The organism is Rhizobium sp. 2MFCol3.1, from assembly GCF_000377565.1.
GTDB lineage: Bacteria > Pseudomonadota > Alphaproteobacteria > Rhizobiales > Rhizobiaceae > Rhizobium.
Window position 1 is genome coordinate 591,470 of sequence record NZ_KB898353.1, and the last position, 15,042, is coordinate 606,511.

General features: G+C 60.5%; 16 protein-coding genes. 6 read left to right on the plus strand and 10 right to left on the minus strand.

Annotation, left to right across the window (positions count from 1 at the left end):
* Positions 1-292: 292 nt before the first annotated feature.
* Complete coding sequence (locus tag D460_RS0102485) at positions 293-496, minus strand: cold-shock protein (protein ID WP_018896919.1); 204 nt, start codon at positions 494-496, stop codon at positions 293-295.
* 225 nt (positions 497-721) lie between these two features.
* Here D460_RS0102485 and D460_RS0102490 point away from each other — a divergent pair, with 225 nt between their 5' ends.
* The 3 genes from D460_RS0102490 to D460_RS0102500 all read left to right on the plus strand — a co-directional run bounded on the left by D460_RS0102490 (position 722) and on the right by D460_RS0102500 (position 3,226).
* On the plus strand, positions 722-1,018 hold the full coding sequence (locus D460_RS0102490) for a YkgJ family cysteine cluster protein (RefSeq protein ID WP_018896920.1): 297 nt from the start codon (positions 722-724) through the stop codon (positions 1,016-1,018).
* A gap of 182 nt (positions 1,019-1,200) precedes the next feature.
* The gene (locus tag D460_RS0102495) at positions 1,201-1,878 is read left to right on the plus strand and encodes a winged helix-turn-helix domain-containing protein (protein ID WP_018896921.1); all 678 of its coding nucleotides are present in this window, start codon (positions 1,201-1,203) and stop codon (positions 1,876-1,878) included.
* A 67-nt stretch (positions 1,879-1,945) separates the two neighbouring features.
* Positions 1,946-3,226, plus strand: a complete 1,281-nt coding sequence (locus D460_RS0102500) for a HAMP domain-containing sensor histidine kinase (RefSeq protein ID WP_018896922.1) — start codon at positions 1,946-1,948, stop codon at positions 3,224-3,226.
* Positions 3,227-3,324: 98 nt separating this feature from the next.
* Here the strand turns inward: D460_RS0102500 and D460_RS0102505 are convergent, their stop codons facing one another.
* The gene (locus D460_RS0102505; protein WP_018896923.1) at positions 3,325-3,705 is read right to left on the minus strand and encodes a hypothetical protein; all 381 of its coding nucleotides are present in this window, start codon (positions 3,703-3,705) and stop codon (positions 3,325-3,327) included.
* A 275-nt stretch (positions 3,706-3,980) separates the two neighbouring features.
* Here D460_RS0102505 and D460_RS0102510 point away from each other — a divergent pair, with 275 nt between their 5' ends.
* Together D460_RS0102510 and D460_RS0102515 are read left to right on the plus strand one after the other, a co-directional pair.
* Entirely contained in the window at positions 3,981-4,241 is a 261-nt protein-coding gene (locus D460_RS0102510) for a hypothetical protein (RefSeq protein ID WP_018896924.1), read from the plus strand.
* A 27-nt stretch (positions 4,242-4,268) separates the two neighbouring features.
* A complete protein-coding gene (locus D460_RS0102515) occupies positions 4,269-5,057 on the plus strand; it encodes a membrane protein (protein WP_018896925.1) in 789 nt (262 codons plus the stop codon).
* A 97-nt stretch (positions 5,058-5,154) separates the two neighbouring features.
* Here the strand turns inward: D460_RS0102515 and D460_RS0102520 are convergent, their stop codons facing one another.
* Complete coding sequence (locus tag D460_RS0102520) at positions 5,155-5,757, minus strand: outer membrane beta-barrel protein (protein ID WP_018896926.1); 603 nt, start codon at positions 5,755-5,757, stop codon at positions 5,155-5,157.
* A 376-nt stretch (positions 5,758-6,133) separates the two neighbouring features.
* Between D460_RS0102520 and D460_RS32445 the strand changes: the two genes are divergently transcribed.
* Positions 6,134-6,985 carry a DUF6030 family protein gene (locus D460_RS32445; protein ID WP_018896927.1) on the plus strand — a complete coding sequence of 284 codons (852 nt, stop codon included), beginning with the start codon at positions 6,134-6,136 and terminating at the stop codon, positions 6,983-6,985.
* Between the two features lie 11 nt (positions 6,986-6,996).
* On the opposite strand, the gene D460_RS0102530 is transcribed toward D460_RS32445, so the two are convergent.
* From D460_RS0102530 to D460_RS0102560, 7 genes are all read right to left on the minus strand, one after another.
* Positions 6,997-8,145, minus strand: coding sequence for a serine hydrolase domain-containing protein (locus D460_RS0102530; protein WP_018896928.1), 1,149 nt, complete (start codon positions 8,143-8,145; stop codon positions 6,997-6,999).
* Positions 8,146-8,166: 21 nt separating this feature from the next.
* Positions 8,167-9,198 (minus strand): histone deacetylase family protein, encoded by a 1,032-nt coding sequence (locus tag D460_RS0102535; protein ID WP_018896929.1) that lies wholly within the window; start codon positions 9,196-9,198, stop codon positions 8,167-8,169.
* Between the two features lie 67 nt (positions 9,199-9,265).
* Positions 9,266-10,300 carry an extracellular solute-binding protein gene (locus tag D460_RS0102540; RefSeq protein ID WP_026282716.1) on the minus strand — a complete coding sequence of 345 codons (1,035 nt, stop codon included), beginning with the start codon at positions 10,298-10,300 and terminating at the stop codon, positions 9,266-9,268.
* 22 nt (positions 10,301-10,322) lie between these two features.
* Positions 10,323-11,123 carry an ABC transporter permease gene (locus D460_RS0102545; RefSeq protein ID WP_018896931.1) on the minus strand — a complete coding sequence of 267 codons (801 nt, stop codon included), beginning with the start codon at positions 11,121-11,123 and terminating at the stop codon, positions 10,323-10,325.
* Entirely contained in the window at positions 11,116-12,036 is a 921-nt protein-coding gene (locus D460_RS0102550) for an ABC transporter permease (protein WP_018896932.1), read from the minus strand. Before D460_RS0102550 ends, D460_RS0102545 begins: the two co-directional genes overlap by 8 nt.
* A 1-nt stretch (position 12,037) precedes the next feature.
* Positions 12,038-13,138, minus strand: coding sequence for an ABC transporter ATP-binding protein (locus tag D460_RS0102555; RefSeq protein WP_018896933.1), 1,101 nt, complete (start codon positions 13,136-13,138; stop codon positions 12,038-12,040).
* A 117-nt stretch (positions 13,139-13,255) separates the two neighbouring features.
* Positions 13,256-14,926, minus strand: coding sequence for an amidohydrolase (locus tag D460_RS0102560; RefSeq protein ID WP_051110761.1), 1,671 nt, complete (start codon positions 14,924-14,926; stop codon positions 13,256-13,258).
* Positions 14,927-15,042: the final 116 nt, after the last annotated feature.

The window sequence follows — 15,042 nt, forward strand, 5'->3', positions numbered from 1 at the left end:
GGCACCGAGCCATCTACGGCAAACAAAAACTTAACGGAAAATGAAACTAGATCGGTATCCGCTGCGTATAGCTTGCCGAAATGGCATGAAATGGCGTGGAGCAGCAGTTGCGTCTATTAATAATGGTGCTTGGTATACTTACGATACTCGCGTGGATTGTGACTTTCTATCTCACTTCGATCTATCATTAGTATTGGTCGCGTGCGTGCCGGCAGGCTTGGACAGCCACGGCCGTCGAGAATTGGTCTAGCCTGCCGCGCCTGGCGGCAGGCTAGACACTTTACGTGCTCGATCAGAGGATGGAGACGTTCTCAGCCTTCGACTTGCCGGTCTTGCGGTCCTGGCCGAGATCGAAGCTGACCTTGTCGCCTTCGCGCAGCGAAGCGCCGCGCGGCAGCGCCGTGATGTGAACGAACACGTCGGTTCCGCCGTTCTCTGGCGTGATGAAACCGAAGCCCTTGTCCTCGTTGAAGAATTTTACTGTACCCTCAGGCATGGATATTCCCTTTTAAGTGTTTTGCTTGCAATGGCGACGCGAACCTATAGTGCTGTCGCGCGTCCATCAACTCCCAGCATGCATCGGAGCCACTTCATTTGCATGAAATGATGGATTTCGGCCGGCGCGCGCGCCGATTGGGTGTGCGAGACGGGCGATAGCGCCAAAATCGACAAAGTCTGGTAGCACTCTACGCAGCGTATTCTTCTAAAAAAGAAAGCGACGATGACCATTTCAGCCGATTTCGATTGTCAGACCTGCGGCGCCTGCTGCTCGTACTCGTCGAGCTGGCCGCGATTCTCGACCGAAACGGATGCCGAACTCGACCGCTTGCCCGCCCGCTTCGTCGCCGATGATCTGACAGGCATGCGTTGCCATGACAACCGCTGCACGGCCCTTGATGGCACCGTCGGTTCCAGGACATCATGCATGGTCTACGAGATCAGGCCGCAAGTGTGCCGCGACTGTCTTCCCGGCGATGGCGAATGTCTTGAGGCGCGCGCCGCTTTCGGTTTCAGCTAGCGGCTGCCTGGTGAAAATGCCGCATTTACTCACGGCGAACTCCTTCTACCTGCCAAAACATACGTTTTTGTAAGGTTGGCTTGGTGCGGTAGAGTTTATCGCCAGATCGGATATTGTCCCGAACAGTCGTTATTGGATTGAACCCTATCCGACACGGCGCTGATCAGACGGGATGTGGTTTCATGCGGATTTTGCTCATCGAGGACGACAAGAAGACGTCCGAATACGTGGCCAACGGTTTCGCCGAGGCGGGACATGTTTGCGACACGATCGATGACGGCCGCGACGGCCTGTTTCAGCTGACGCGCGAAACCTACGACGTCGCGATCGTCGATCGCATGTTGCCCGGCCTTGACGGCTTGTCTCTCGTGAAGGCGATACGCGCGGCCCAGGTCAGGATACCAGTGCTGTTCCTGACGTCGATCGGCGGCGTCGATGATCGCGTCGATGGCCTTGAGGCCGGCGGCGACGATTATCTGGTGAAGCCCTTCGCCTTTTCAGAACTCGTGGCGCGCGTCAACGCGCTGGCGCGGCGTCCGCCGTTTTCGGAGCACAAGACGGTGCTCAAGGTCGCCGATCTGGAGCTCGACCTTGTTCGCCGGCAGGCCACGCGCGCCGGCCAGACCATCGAGTTGCAGCCGCGGGAATTCACCCTTCTCGAGGTCTTGATGCGTGGCGATGGGCGCGTCTTGACCAGGACGATGCTTCTCGAGCGCGTCTGGGATTTCCATTTCGATCCGAAGACGAGTGTTGTCGAAACCCATATCAGCCGGCTGAGAGCCAAGATCGACAAGCCGTTCGAGACGCCGCTGCTCCACACCATCCGAAACACCGGCTACAGCCTGCATGCCTCGCGTTAGCCTTCGGCGCAGCACAGCCTTCAGACTTGCGCTCACGTTTGGCACCCTTGTTATTCTGGCGTTTGCGTTGGCGGGCGGCGTCAGCTATCGGCTGCTCAATCAGGAGCTGGCGCATCGGCTCGACGACAGCGTGAACGAGACATATTCGGTGGTCGCATCCACCTATGCGAAAGACGATGTCGAAGATCTGATCGCTGCGATCAATACCTATGCGAGTCTCACCACCGCCGACCGAAGCCTATTTGCGGTCGAGGACAAGCAGGGGCGGCGGTTGGCCGGAAATTTCACGCCGCCCCTTTTGCCCGATGGATTGTCGACCATTGAATCCGAGGACGTCGGGCTCGGCGATGGTGGTGTCTACCGAATACGTGCCGGCACGATCGACGGAACGCGACTGATCGTTGGCGAGAGCTTCGACGAAGTGCAGCGGCTGTCGCGAGTCCAGCTTGTCAGCCTTCTCTGGGCGGCGCTCTTTGCGGTGGTAACCGCTGTCGGCGGCGGCATATTTCTGGCGATCCGGGCGCAAAGCCGTCTTGATGCCGTGGCTGGAACGATGTTCGATGTGTCGAATGGCCAGCTTGATCGACGTATACCTTTGTTGGGCAACGGAGATGACATCGATGTCGTTTCAAGACAGATCAACAGTTCGCTCGACCAGTTGTCATCGCTGGTGGAGGGCATGCGGCAGGTGAGTGCCGATATCGCGCACGAATTGAAGACACCGCTCAACCGCTTGAAAATGACGCTGGACCAAGCCGTCGATACCGGCGAACGAGGCGGAGACGTGGCGGGCCTGCTGCAAGAAGCAAGGGCCGAGGGGGATCAGATCAACGCGACTTTCGATGCGCTGCTGCGCATTTCGCAAATCGAGGCTGGAGCGCGCAAAAGGCGTTTTCAAAACGTCGATCTTGCCAGCGTGGTCGCCCTGATCGGCGAAATCTATGTCGATGTCGCGGGCGATGCCGGGCAACAATTGTTGGTCGTCTCGTCCAGCCCAGATCGTGATGTGGTGGTGGGCGATCGTGAGCTTCTGACGCAGATGCTCGTCAATCTCGTGGAGAATGCCATCCGCCATTGCCCAGAAGGCAGTACTATCCGCATCGAGCTCACGCGCAAGAATGAAGAGGTCATCGTCGTCGTATCCGATGACGGCCCCGGAATTCCGCTCGACGAGCACGACAAGGTCTTCCGGCGGCTCTACAGGCTGGATAAGAGCCGTACGACGCCGGGAAGTGGCCTCGGGCTCAGCCTCGTGCGCGCCATCGCCGATCTGCATGGCGCGACAATCAAGCTGGAAGACAACAAGCCCGGGGTGCGCGTTACCATCGCGTTGCCGGCAAAGCATTGAACGTCAGCCGACGATGGCCTCCGCATAAGGTTGCGGCTCCTGTATCCGATGTACAGGAGTCGCTTATCTATCATCCGTTTGAAAGCCGGTTTCAGCCGCTATTTTACGGCAGGGGACTGAAGCGTGTTGAGGAGCGCGGTCACCGTCGTCTTGGCCTTCTTCGCCGAAGGCTTGGTGGCGCGCAGCGACGTGATCGCCGCATCGGCCGCATCGTCGATCACGCCCCAGGCGGTCGTGTCCTTGGCGTAAAGCGTTGGCTGCGCCGCATCCCAGGCGGTTTCGAAGTCCGTAATGCGCTTTTGCGCGGCGACCAGATCCTTCTGCTCGATCAGGGCGAGCGTATCATCCGCGATCGTCGCGAAATTCGAGAGGTCGCCGAGCTTGCCGGTAAGGGGCGCGGCGAGGACGGGTTGCGCCATCAGGATCGGCGTGGCTGTCGGCGTGACGATCAGGGCTAAGGCGATAAGTGCATGTTTCATTGTTTTCTCCAGGTGCGTTGGCGGATCGCTGATCTCGCTGCACCGCACTGTCGCCCGCCTGATTTACCGCCATCTCGCTGAATGGATACGGATTTGTAAGGTCGCGACGGGCTGTGTTGATGCGAGTGCCAACCTGATCGGGTTTCTTACGAAACCGTATTGTCTGGGCAAAGCTGACGTATGAGCGCGGCGCTAGACCGTTGACCACCGGCGGACACCCAAGCTCGCCGGACGTCAACGAGGATCGGTTGGTCCCAAAAGCTCAGGAAATGAACATGAAAAAGGCTGCTACCCTCGCGCTTCTCGCTGTCTTCGCTGCTTCGCCGCTCTTTGCGTCCGTTGCAAGCGCGGCGAATGTCCCGTGCGAAGAGATGCTCAAGGACATGCGCGCCGCCAAGGCGAGCGCGAAGCTCAGCGATGCCGATATGGCAAGCGTCAACGATCTCGAAGCAAAGGCCGTCGAGCGTTGCAACGCCGACGACGACGCGCGTTCGGACAAGTTCTCCGCCGACGCCATGAAAATCATGGGCAAGTAACCTGGGCAACGAATTGGAGTGAAGCTTATGACGAACAGCACTTCCGTGCCGGGCGGGCTAAACCGCGTCCCCGAGGTGACCATAGAGTTCTGGCTCATCAAGCTGATGGCCGTGACGATGGGCGAAACGGCGGCCGATTATCTTGCGGTCAATCTGGGATTTGGTCTCACGGTCACATCTCTGTTCATGACTGCGGTGCTGATCGTGGCGCTCTTCTTCCAGTTCGCGCAGAAGCGTTACGTGCCGCCGGTCTATTGGGCGGCGGTGGTGCTCATCAGTATCGTTGGCACGCTGGTAACCGACAATCTCGTCGACAATTTCGGCGTTGCCCTGCAGTCGACGGCGATCGCGTTCAGCATCCTCCTCGCGGTGACGTTCGCGGTCTGGTACGGGTCGGAAAAGACACTGTCGATCCACTCGATCTTCACCGCGCGCCGCGAGGGCTTTTACTGGCTGGCGATCCTGTTCACCTTCGCTCTCGGCACTGCCGTGGGCGATCTGGTGGTGGAAGTCTTCGCGCTTGGATATCTGACGACGGGAATCCTCTTCGGCGCTATTATCGCGGCAATCGCGGTAGCCTTTTATGTCTTCAAGGCCAATGCGATCCTGTGCTTCTGGCTCGCCTACATCCTGACGCGGCCGCTGGGCGCCTCGTTCGGCGACCTGCTGTCGCAGCCCGTCGAGTATGGCGGCCTCGGCTTCGGAACGGTTGTCACCAGCCTGCTGTTCCTGGCCGCGATCGTCGGCATCGTGATCTTCATGACGGTCCGCTACAAGCCCGATGATGGCGCTCTCGATATGCAACGAGACGTCTGATCCAACCGATCGAACAACAAAAAACCTCGCAATATGCTTGCGAGGTTTTCGTCGTTGGGTCAGGCGCGCTGCAATCTCTTCAGCGCGACATGAAGCCTTAGAAGCTGACGTTCAGGCCAGCCTTCAGCGTGTGGTCGTGGACGTTGCCCGTCGTGCCGATACCGTTGGAGAAGGTGCGCACGCTGTTGGTCATCGTGTAGTTATATTCGACGCGTGCCGAAACGTTCGACGTCAGCTTCTGCTCGACGCCGGCGCCGAGGATGTAACCTGGCTTCCAGCCGTCGGGGCCGGCGACATTGCCGTTATCGCGGAAGTTGGTCATTGCGAAGCCGGCGGTGCCGTAGATCAGTGTCTGGTCGATCGGCGCACCGACCTTGCCCTTGGCGCTCAGGCGGTGACGCTCCTTGAGCTTGCCGTCTTCCACTTTCACGCGGCTGTCGCCGAGATAGGATGCTTCGACTTCACCGCCAACGACCGCGCCGCCAACCATGGTGTTGTAGCCGGCCTGGCCGCCGACGCTAAGACCCTTGTTGCCGGAGAACGGGTTTAGGTTAGGGGAGGCCATGCCGCCGTGGACACCGGCATAGGCGCCTTCCCAGCTGCCGGAAGACGGCTGGTCGTAGGAACCGAAATCGGCGGCAAGAACCGGCGCGGCAAGAAGGCTGATGGCAAGGGCTGCCGCAAGGCGATTGATACTCATGATACGCTATACTCCATACGCATTGCTACGCACCGTCTCGCGCGTGAGCATTTACTCATTGAACCACGTCATTGGGATGCAACGCGCTCGAATGCCGCATTGCCACGATCGTCCTCTCTAATTTTCACGATTTCATAAATAGTTTCTTAACTTGCTGACCGATCTCGCGGATGTGATTGGCGGTGTATTTCCGCTGTTGATCCTTCGGCGGATGGTGCTGCCGCCTGTTTTTTCGCGATGCAGCATGAATTCGCGATCCAGCGATTGCCAATTCGCATGTATTGAACCATTGTGAACATGAGCTTTAACTTATAATCCAGCCGCGAAGGTGATGGATTTGGTGAGTGATGCATCACAAGAACAGGTAAGGGTGCCGTTGCGGAACAATATCCGCAGGTCCGTCTGGTCAGTATTCTTCCTGATCCTGCCGTGCTTCGCGGCCGCTGCGCTGTTTCTTGGCGATCCTCAACGCTTCGAAAGCCTCTTTCGCCATTTCGAAATTCAAATCTTCGGCGAACCGCCACAGCCGCCGACGATCGTCGAGCCAGTCGCGACCTCCACGCTGCCTCCGGCGCAACCGGTGGAGATCCCCGTTCGCTTGATCGAAGCCCCGGAACCCGAAGTCGCGGCTCAGTTCCTGCGCATGTGGCGGGTCTCCGGGCCGACCGTCTGCAAGGCGCTTCGCGATGCCGGTATCGAGACAAGCGAATGGCGCGCGCCGTCGATGCGCAGTACCAGCCACGAATGCTATTTCCAGCGCATATACAAAAAGAACGACGTTCGGCCGCTGAACTCGGTGTTCCTACGGGTTAAGGGCAACGCCAGTGGCGACATCGTGGAAATCAGGGGAAGGCTTGTCGGTCCGCCGACGGATGCCGAAGGGCGGCTGGACGTTGGTCATATGAAGATATTCGAAACCCTGGTGCGGCAGGCGGGGTGGAGCGATTTTCAGGACGCGCTGGCGCCGATCCGCAGCCTTCGTGATTTCGAAAACGAGCGGTTCGGAGCCTATTTCAGCTTCAGGCGCGATACCGAGAGCCAGGACAGCTACAATTTCATGCTTGTCGTTGCCGCCGGTTCCGGGCCGCAGACGCGCACCAAGGCCTACTTCTCGCCGGAGCGATGGGTCGAGGCTCCGGACCCCAAGATTGCCGAGCTCTCCTTGCCGATCAACCCATTGGCGTCGAAGCAAGGTGTCTATCGCCAACAAGGCGTGGCCTCCCGCTGACCGGGAGCGGCCTATGAGCCACAGATCGCCCGCATCATCCGCACGATCGCGTGGTCCAGGGCCGGATCAACCGGCAACCGCTGCGACGACAGCTTGACGATGACAGTTTCGCTCTCCGGGTGGATCCATATCCACTGGCCATGAATGCCGATCGCCGCCAGCTCTCCGGCGCCCGTTTCATACCAGTAATTGCGGTAGCTTCCGTCTGGAAATAGCTCCAGCTGATCGCCGTTCTTCCATGCCTCGCGACGCTTGCGCGCCCAGAGGTCGGCGATGAAGTCCTCTGACACGATCCCGGCGCCACGCCTGCGGACAATATCGCCCACCAGCGCAAGGTCTCGTGCGGTTGCTGAAATGCCGCCCGCAGCGCGCGCGGTGCCGATACGGTCGACAGTGACCATGGCGTCCGCTTCGGCGCCGATTGCCTTCCACAGGTGGTCGCTGAGCAGGGAGGCGAACCTTGCTCCGGCTGCGCGTTCGAGGACGATGCCGGCCAGATCGGTATTCGGAGAGCGGTAGGCGTGGCGTTCGCCGTGCGATCCGGCACCCTTGCCGATGCCGCAGATGAATGACTTCAAATCCGGCGCGGGATCGCACGGCTTCTCGGGGTTCCATCCGGTGGAGCGACGGTAGCGCTCGAAACCACCTGAGGTGTCGAGATAGCTCTCCACGAAATCGACGTCGATCTCCATGTCGAACAGCTGCTGCACCGTTGCATCGGCATAGGCCGAACCGGCGACCGCGGGCACATAGTGGATGATCGGGCTTTCGAACGACAGCAGGCCTTTATCCGCGAGAATTCCGGCGAGCAGTCCTGTCAGGGACTTGGAGACGGAGAATATGATATGGGGGCATGACGGATCGGAGTGCGGCGCCGACCAGTCGGCGATGACGCGTCCGTCTTTCATGACGACGAGTTCGTCAGCTTCGCTCTCGGCCAGAAAGTCGCGCAGCGACGATGGCGCATCCTTCAGGCCCGCGAACGACACGCCTGACAGCGCGTCGAGCCCGAGTGGCCCGGTGCTTTCTCGCCCGCGCGTGCCCGGAATGATTGCTGAGGGGACGATCTCGCTGACATGCTCGAAGGACCACCGGCTGTAGGGGACGGTGCGCCAGTTGGCGAGCGTCACGTCCGCGCGATTGAAGGAGATATCAGGCATTCCGTCTCTCTCCGCCGGCAATCATGCGCCTTCAAAACCGGTCAGCACGCTCACTGCATTGACGCCGATCTCCTCGACGGCATAGCCGCCTTCCATGACGAACAGCGTCGGAAGTCCGAGCCTGGCGATCCGCTCGCCGATCTTCGGAAAGTCCTCCGTGCTGAGCTTGAATTTGCTGATCGGATCCTTCTCGAACGTATCGACGCCAAGCGAAACGACCACCACATCAGGCGCGTAGGAAAGCAGTCTGCCGCAGGCGTCGTCCATGGACTGGCTCCACCTCGTCCAGTCGGTGCCGAAGCGCATGGGGTAGTTGAGGTTGAAGCCTTCGCCGGCGCCGATGCCCCGCTCGTCGGCATGGCCGAGGAAATAGGGATACTCCTGCATCGGATCGGCATGCAGGTTTATGACCTGGACGTCGTCACGCGCGTAGAAAATCTCCTGCGTGCCGTTGCCGTGGTGGTAGTCCACGTCGAGGATCGATACCCGCCTGGCGCCGTTGTCTCGCAGCCATTGCGCGGCCACGGCGGCGTTGTTGATGTAGCAATAGCCGCCCATGAAGCCGGCGCCGGCATGGTGGCCGGGCGGGCGGCAGAGCGCGAAGGCGGCGTGTTCGCCGGATTGCACGAGGCTGGCTGCCGTCAGCGCCACGTCATGAGAGGATTTGATCGCATCCCACGAGCCCTCGACGATGCCGCAGCCGGCATCGAACGAGTAATAGCCGAGCAGACCATCGATGAATTCGGGCAGCACGTCGCCGCGCAGGCCGCGTGTCGGCCATGTGAATGGCAGCGCCGTTCCGCTGCGTCCTTCCGCCGTCCAGCGATCCCAGATCGTCGGCAGGAAATCGAGATAGTCCTGACGGTGAACCCGCGCCGCTGTCGTCAGATCGTGCTCCGTCGGCTCGACGATCGCGCCGAGTCCGACCGCCGCGACACGGGCGGCGATGTACTCCGCCCGGGATGTCAGCTCGAAGCCGGGCACAATGGCGCCTGCCACAAGCTCGAGCTGGTTGGCGTGGCCGCGATGGCGGGGGGAAAAGACGGTCTTCATCAAAACATCCATCTGCTGGAAAATGGTGGCACCCCGCGCCAGCAAGGGCGGGGTGCCGAGATCGGGCTTACTTCTGCAGCTCGGTCCAGATCTTGGTGTAAAGCGCCTGAACATCAGGCGGGCAGGTCTGGGATGGCACGCCGACCGACGCGAACTCGGCCGGAATGTTGATCTCCGGTGCATTCTTCATGTCCTCGGGCATGAATTTGTCGGAGCCGGCGATGCCGTTTGCATAGCGGTGGAAGCCGGAATTCATGCCGGCGTTTTCAGGATCCATCATGAAGTTCTGGAACAGCTTGGCGTTCTCGACGTTCTTGGCGTCCTTGAGGACGGAGAGATTATCGCTCCAGTTGACGTAGCCTTCCTTGGGATAGCCGAACTTGATCGCGGGGTTCTTGAGGCGCTGGCGGAAGGCCGAGCCATTCCAGTCGCTCGATGCCGCGAAGTCGCCCGAGCCCATCTTCTCGATGGTGCCGTATTCCATCGCCACCCAGTCTGGCTTGGCCTTCAGGAGCGTATCGCGCACTTTCTTGAGCACGGCGAGATCGCCGGTGCACTTCTTGCCGCCATTATAGAGCACGGCCGCGTCGATAACGTCGGTCATTTCGGGGACGACGTTGACCTTGCCCTTCAGCTCCGCCGGCGTGTCGAAGATGATGCCCCAGGTGTTGATGTCACCCTTGTAGACGTCGGTGTTCACGACCGTGCCGACGATACCCATCGCCCACGGAACGGTGTATTTGCGACCGGGGTCGAAGTCGGGGTTGGCCCATTCCTTGGCCACGTTCTTGAAGTTTTCCATCTTGTCCGGATCGGTCTGAAGCAGCAGACCCTCGGAAATCCAGATCGGAATGTAGTTCTGCGAGGGGACGACCATGTCGAAGCCGGAGCCGCCCTGGCGAACCTTGGCAAGCGCCGTGTCGTTGGAATCATAGTCGGTGATCGTCACCTTGACCTTGTACTTGTCCTCGAACTTCTTGATCATCTCGGGGCTGGTGTAGTTGCCCCAGTTGTAGATGTTGAGCTCACCCTCGGCGTGGGCAAGGCCCGCGGTGCCAAGAAGTGCCGCCATAAGGGCGATTGTCGAAGTCATCCGTTTCATGCGCATGTTCCCTCTCTTGTTTTCAGGCACGTTTTCGATTGACGACAAAGAAGATGGAGACCACGAGGATCGACAGGCCGAGAAACAGCGTCGAGATCGCGTTCATTTCGGGCGTGATGGAGCGGCGGATCTGGCCGAGCATGTAGGTCGGAAGCGTGTCCTGGCCGGCGGATTTGACGAACTCGGTGATGACGACATCGTCGAGCGAAATGACGAAGGCCAGCATGAAGCCGGCGAGAATGCCCGGCCATAGCAGCGGCAGCGTGACATGGCGGAATGCCTTCCACGGCGTGGCGTAGAGGTCGGCCGCCGCCTTCTCCAGCGTCAGATCCATGTTTTCGAGCCGCGCGCGGATCGGCAGATAGGCAAAGGGGATGCAGAAGGCCGTATGGGCGGCGATCAGATAGCCGATGCCGGCGTAACCGGTCCAGATCTTGATGCGGGCGAAGAAGATCAGAAGCGCGACGGCGGTGACGATCTCCGGGATCATAAGCGGCTGGTTGATGAAGGCATACTTCATCGTCAGGCCGCGATAGGGCGCGGTCCGCGTGGTCGCCAGCGCCGCCATCGTCGCCGCGATCGTCGAGACGACGGCGGCAATCGCAGCGATCTGCAGCGAACGCAGCGAGGCGTCGATCACCTGCTTGTTCTCGAAGGCCTTCTGGAACCAGCGCAGCGATATGCCGTCGAACGAAGCGAGCGACTCACCGGCGTTGAACGAATAGAAAACCAGCACGCCGATCGGCAGATAGAGCGCCGCGAAGCAGATCATCGCTATTGTGGTGAAGCCGCGCTGGCGCCGGATGGAGAAGGATCTAGCCATGCCGGTTCTCCTGCCCGCCGGCGTTGCGCACGTAGAAGAGCAGGGCGATCATCACGACCATCATCAGCGTGATCGACAATGCCGAGCCGAGCGGCCAGTTGCGCCCCTGGCCGAACTGCAGTTCGATAAGGTTGCCGAGCATCAGGTTCTTGCCGCCGCCGAGGATGCTGGGGGTGACGTAGGCGCCGAGCGCCGGGATGAAGACGAGGATGGAGCCAGCGATGATGCCCGGCTTGACCAGCGGAATGATGATGCGGCGCAGGACCTTGGAAGGCGTGGCGTAAAGATCGTATCCCGCCTCGACCAAACGGAAATCGATCTTCTCCATGCTGGCATAGAGCGGCAGGACCATCAGCGGCAGGTAGACATAGACCATGCCAGTGAGGATCGCGCCGTCGGTGAAAAGCATCTGGATCGGCTTCGAAATCAGCCCGAAGCGCATGAGCAAGCCGTTGATCAGCCCCTCATTGCGAATGATCTCCAGGATCGCGAAGGTGCGGATCAGAAGGTTGGTCCAGAAAGGGATGGTGATCAAAAGCAGCCAGAGCTCGCGGGTCGTCTCGCGGCGGGTGGCGATGAAATAGGCGGTCGGGAAGCCGATGGCGAGCGTCAGCAGCGTGGTGGCAAGCGAAAGGACGACCGAGCGGATGAAGATCGAGACATGAGCGTCGGCCATGGATAGCGAGCCGTCGAAAATGTCCTGCTGCAGCGCGACGTTGATCCAACCCTCGATGGATGGCACCCAGACGACATCGCCGTAAGGCCCCGGCGTCAGGAAGGAATAGGCGACGACGATCAGAAGCGGACCGCTCGCGGCCGCAAGAATGATCAGCAGGGCGGGCAGCGAAAGAAGCCAGCGCGTCCGGATGTCCCGGCTCTTTTCCGCTTCGATCACGTCCGCCACATGGGTCATGTCAGCTCCTCAGCACCCTGGCGGCATTGGGCTCGATCGCGACGCCAACCCTGTCACCCTCGGCGTACCGCGCCGCCTGCAGCGGCTTGTTCTGCTCGCGCAGCGTGAACAGCGTTTCGTTGTCGGCAAGGCGAACGTGATAATGCGTATCCGTGCCGAAATAGACGATCGTCTCCAACGTGCCCGTCATCTGGCAGCGTTCATGATCCGCCGGCCCGCAAAGGGCGGCGTGTTCCGGCCGCAGCACCAGGGTCACCTCTCCGTCATCGGAAAAGTTGCTGGGCATCGTCGCCGAAATGCGACCGGCAGCGGCAGTTTCCACTTCCGCGATCCCTGAATTCACCGCGTGAATGCGCCCCTTCAGAAAATTCGTCTCGCCGATGAAATCCGCCACGAAGCGGTCGGTCGGCGCATCGTAGATTTCTCTGGGGTTGCCGACCTGCAGGATCTTTCCCGCCGACATCACGGCGATGCGGTCCGACATGGTCAGTGCTTCTTCCTGGTCGTGGGTGACGAAGATGAAGGTGATCCCGGTTTCGGCTTGCAGGCGCTTCAGCTCAATCTGCATGTCCTTGCGCAGCTTGTAGTCCAGCGCCGACAAGGGTTCGTCGAGCAGAAGCACCTTCGGCTGCGGCGCCAGCGCGCGGGCAAGCGCTACGCGCTGCTGCTGGCCGCCGGAAATTTGGCTGGTACGGCGGTTGGCGAGCGCTTCCATGCGCACCAGTTTCAGCATCGCCGCGACCCGGTCGCGGATCTCCTGCTTCGGTCGGCCAAGCATGGTCAGGCCGAAGCCGATGTTTTCGGCGACCGTCATGTGCGGGAACAGCGCGTAGCTCTGGAAGACCGTGTTGATCGGCCGCTTGAATGGTGGCATGGCGGCGATGTTATCGCCGTTCAGCATGATCTCGCCTGATGTCGGGTATTCGAAGCCGGCGATCAGGCGCAGGAGCGTTGTCTTGCCGCAGCCAGACGGCCCCAAAAGGGTGAAAAACTCGTTCTGCCGGATGGAAACCGATGCGTCGTCTACCGCGGAAAATGCGTACTCACCAAAGCCGAACACCTTGGAAACACTGCGAATCTCAATCGCGTTCAATCCCGCCATATGCGGCCCACTCGTGGTTGCTGATGCTGCTGTTCCCGCCTTTTCGGCTTTTGGCTAGGTGACCACACGCGTTCTGCGTTGACAACCAGATTTTACGCTTCCGGTAGAAAATATTTATCAATCGGAAAAACTAATATACCCGCCGCAGATCGTCGTCACAGGCTTGACGGTGTCGAGATCATCGGGGTCGATCGCCTCGATATCGCTGTCGAGAATGACGAGGTCGGCGAGGTAACCTTGCCTGATCATGCCCTTGCGATCCTCCTTGAACTCGGCGTAAGCGCCCTCGACGCAATAGGCGGCGAGCGCTTCCGACAACGAGAAGGATTGATCCGGATCGCTGTCGCTCCAGCGCCTGCGCGTCACCGCCGCCTTGAGGCCCACGAGTGGATCGATCGGCGAAACCGGCCAATCGGATGCGAAGCAGATATGGGCCCCGGCGTCCTTCAGCGTGCGCCAGGCGTAGCTGACCGGCCAGCGGTCCTTGCCGATACGCGAGATCGTCGGCTCCAGCGGCAGGCCCGCGCAACCCGGCGGATGGGGAGGCTGCATGGAGGCGATGACGCCGAGCTCTGCAAAACGATTGATGTCGTCTGGATGCACGACCTCGATATGTTCGATGCGATGGCGGCTGTCGCGCGCACCGTTTTCCTCGCGCGCCGCCGCATAACCATCCAGCACTGCCCGCACGGCGCCATCGCCGATGGCGTGGACGGCGATCTGCAGGCCGCGCCGATCGGCCTCGACGGCGACCGCGCGAAACGCCTCCGGCGTGAAGAGACCCTCGCCACGATCGCCGGGCTTGTCGGCGTATGGCTCGACCATCACGGCGGTGCCGCTTTCGATCACGCCGTCGTAGAAGAGCTTGACGAGGCCGGAAGAGAGCCAGTCGCTCTTGTAGCTGGCCGCCATGTCTGAGGCTTTCTTGAGCATGTCGAGCGACATGAAATTCTTGAAATGAAAGGGGATCTGCACGCGGCAGGGCAGGTGGCCATCCTCCTTCTCGATCGCGGCGAGCAGCTGCAGCTGATAGAGGTTGCCGTCCATGTTCTGGACGGTGGTGATACCGTGGCGGGCACAGTAGGCAAGGCCCGTTCGCATCACGGCAATGTCCTGCGCCCACTGCGCGGCATCCGGATAGGGCTCGGGCTCGCCGCCGGTCGACAGCCCTAGCCGGTAGCGGTCGAAACCGCCGGCGGCCTGAAGCGGGCTGAAGGCTTCCATTTCCCGGAGTTCGCCGGTTGCCAGCCCGTCGGCGCCCAGCACAACCTCGTTGCCGGGCCTGAGGTCGGCGCCGTGGAGAATGCCGACCAGCTCAAGCGCAACAGTGTTTGCCCAGGCCGTATGATGGTCTGGCGCGAAGAGGACGAGCGGTTGGTTGGGCAGGATGGCATCCAGATGCTTGCGGGTCAGCGGCTCTGTCTCGCCGAGAATATTGTAGTCGACGCCCTGGGCGAAAAGCACCTTCTGCGTTTGGCGTCCCTGCGCATAGTCACCGATGGCCTCGGTCAGCGCAGCCAAGCCTGTTACGCCCTTCAGCTGCAGATGATCCAGCTCGGCGGCGCCGGAAAACAGGTGCATGTGATTTTCGGAGAAACCCGGCAGAACCGTTCTGTCGTGCGCGTCGATCAACCGCGTTGCGGGGCCGCGATGGGCCTTTATCTCCTCGTTCGTACCGACGGCGATGATCCTTCCATCGCCGAGCGCCACTGCCTGTGCGCGAGAGTGATTGGGATCGAGGGTAAGGATGCGGGCGTTGATTACGATGATGTCGGCCGTCGATGTCATGGGGTGCTCGCTCATGAAGGAATGGATGCGAGCTAAACCGATGACGATGATGAATTCAACCGGCTTTCGGCCAGTCTGACTGCGCATCGATGGAAATTAGCACTGGTGACATCCAT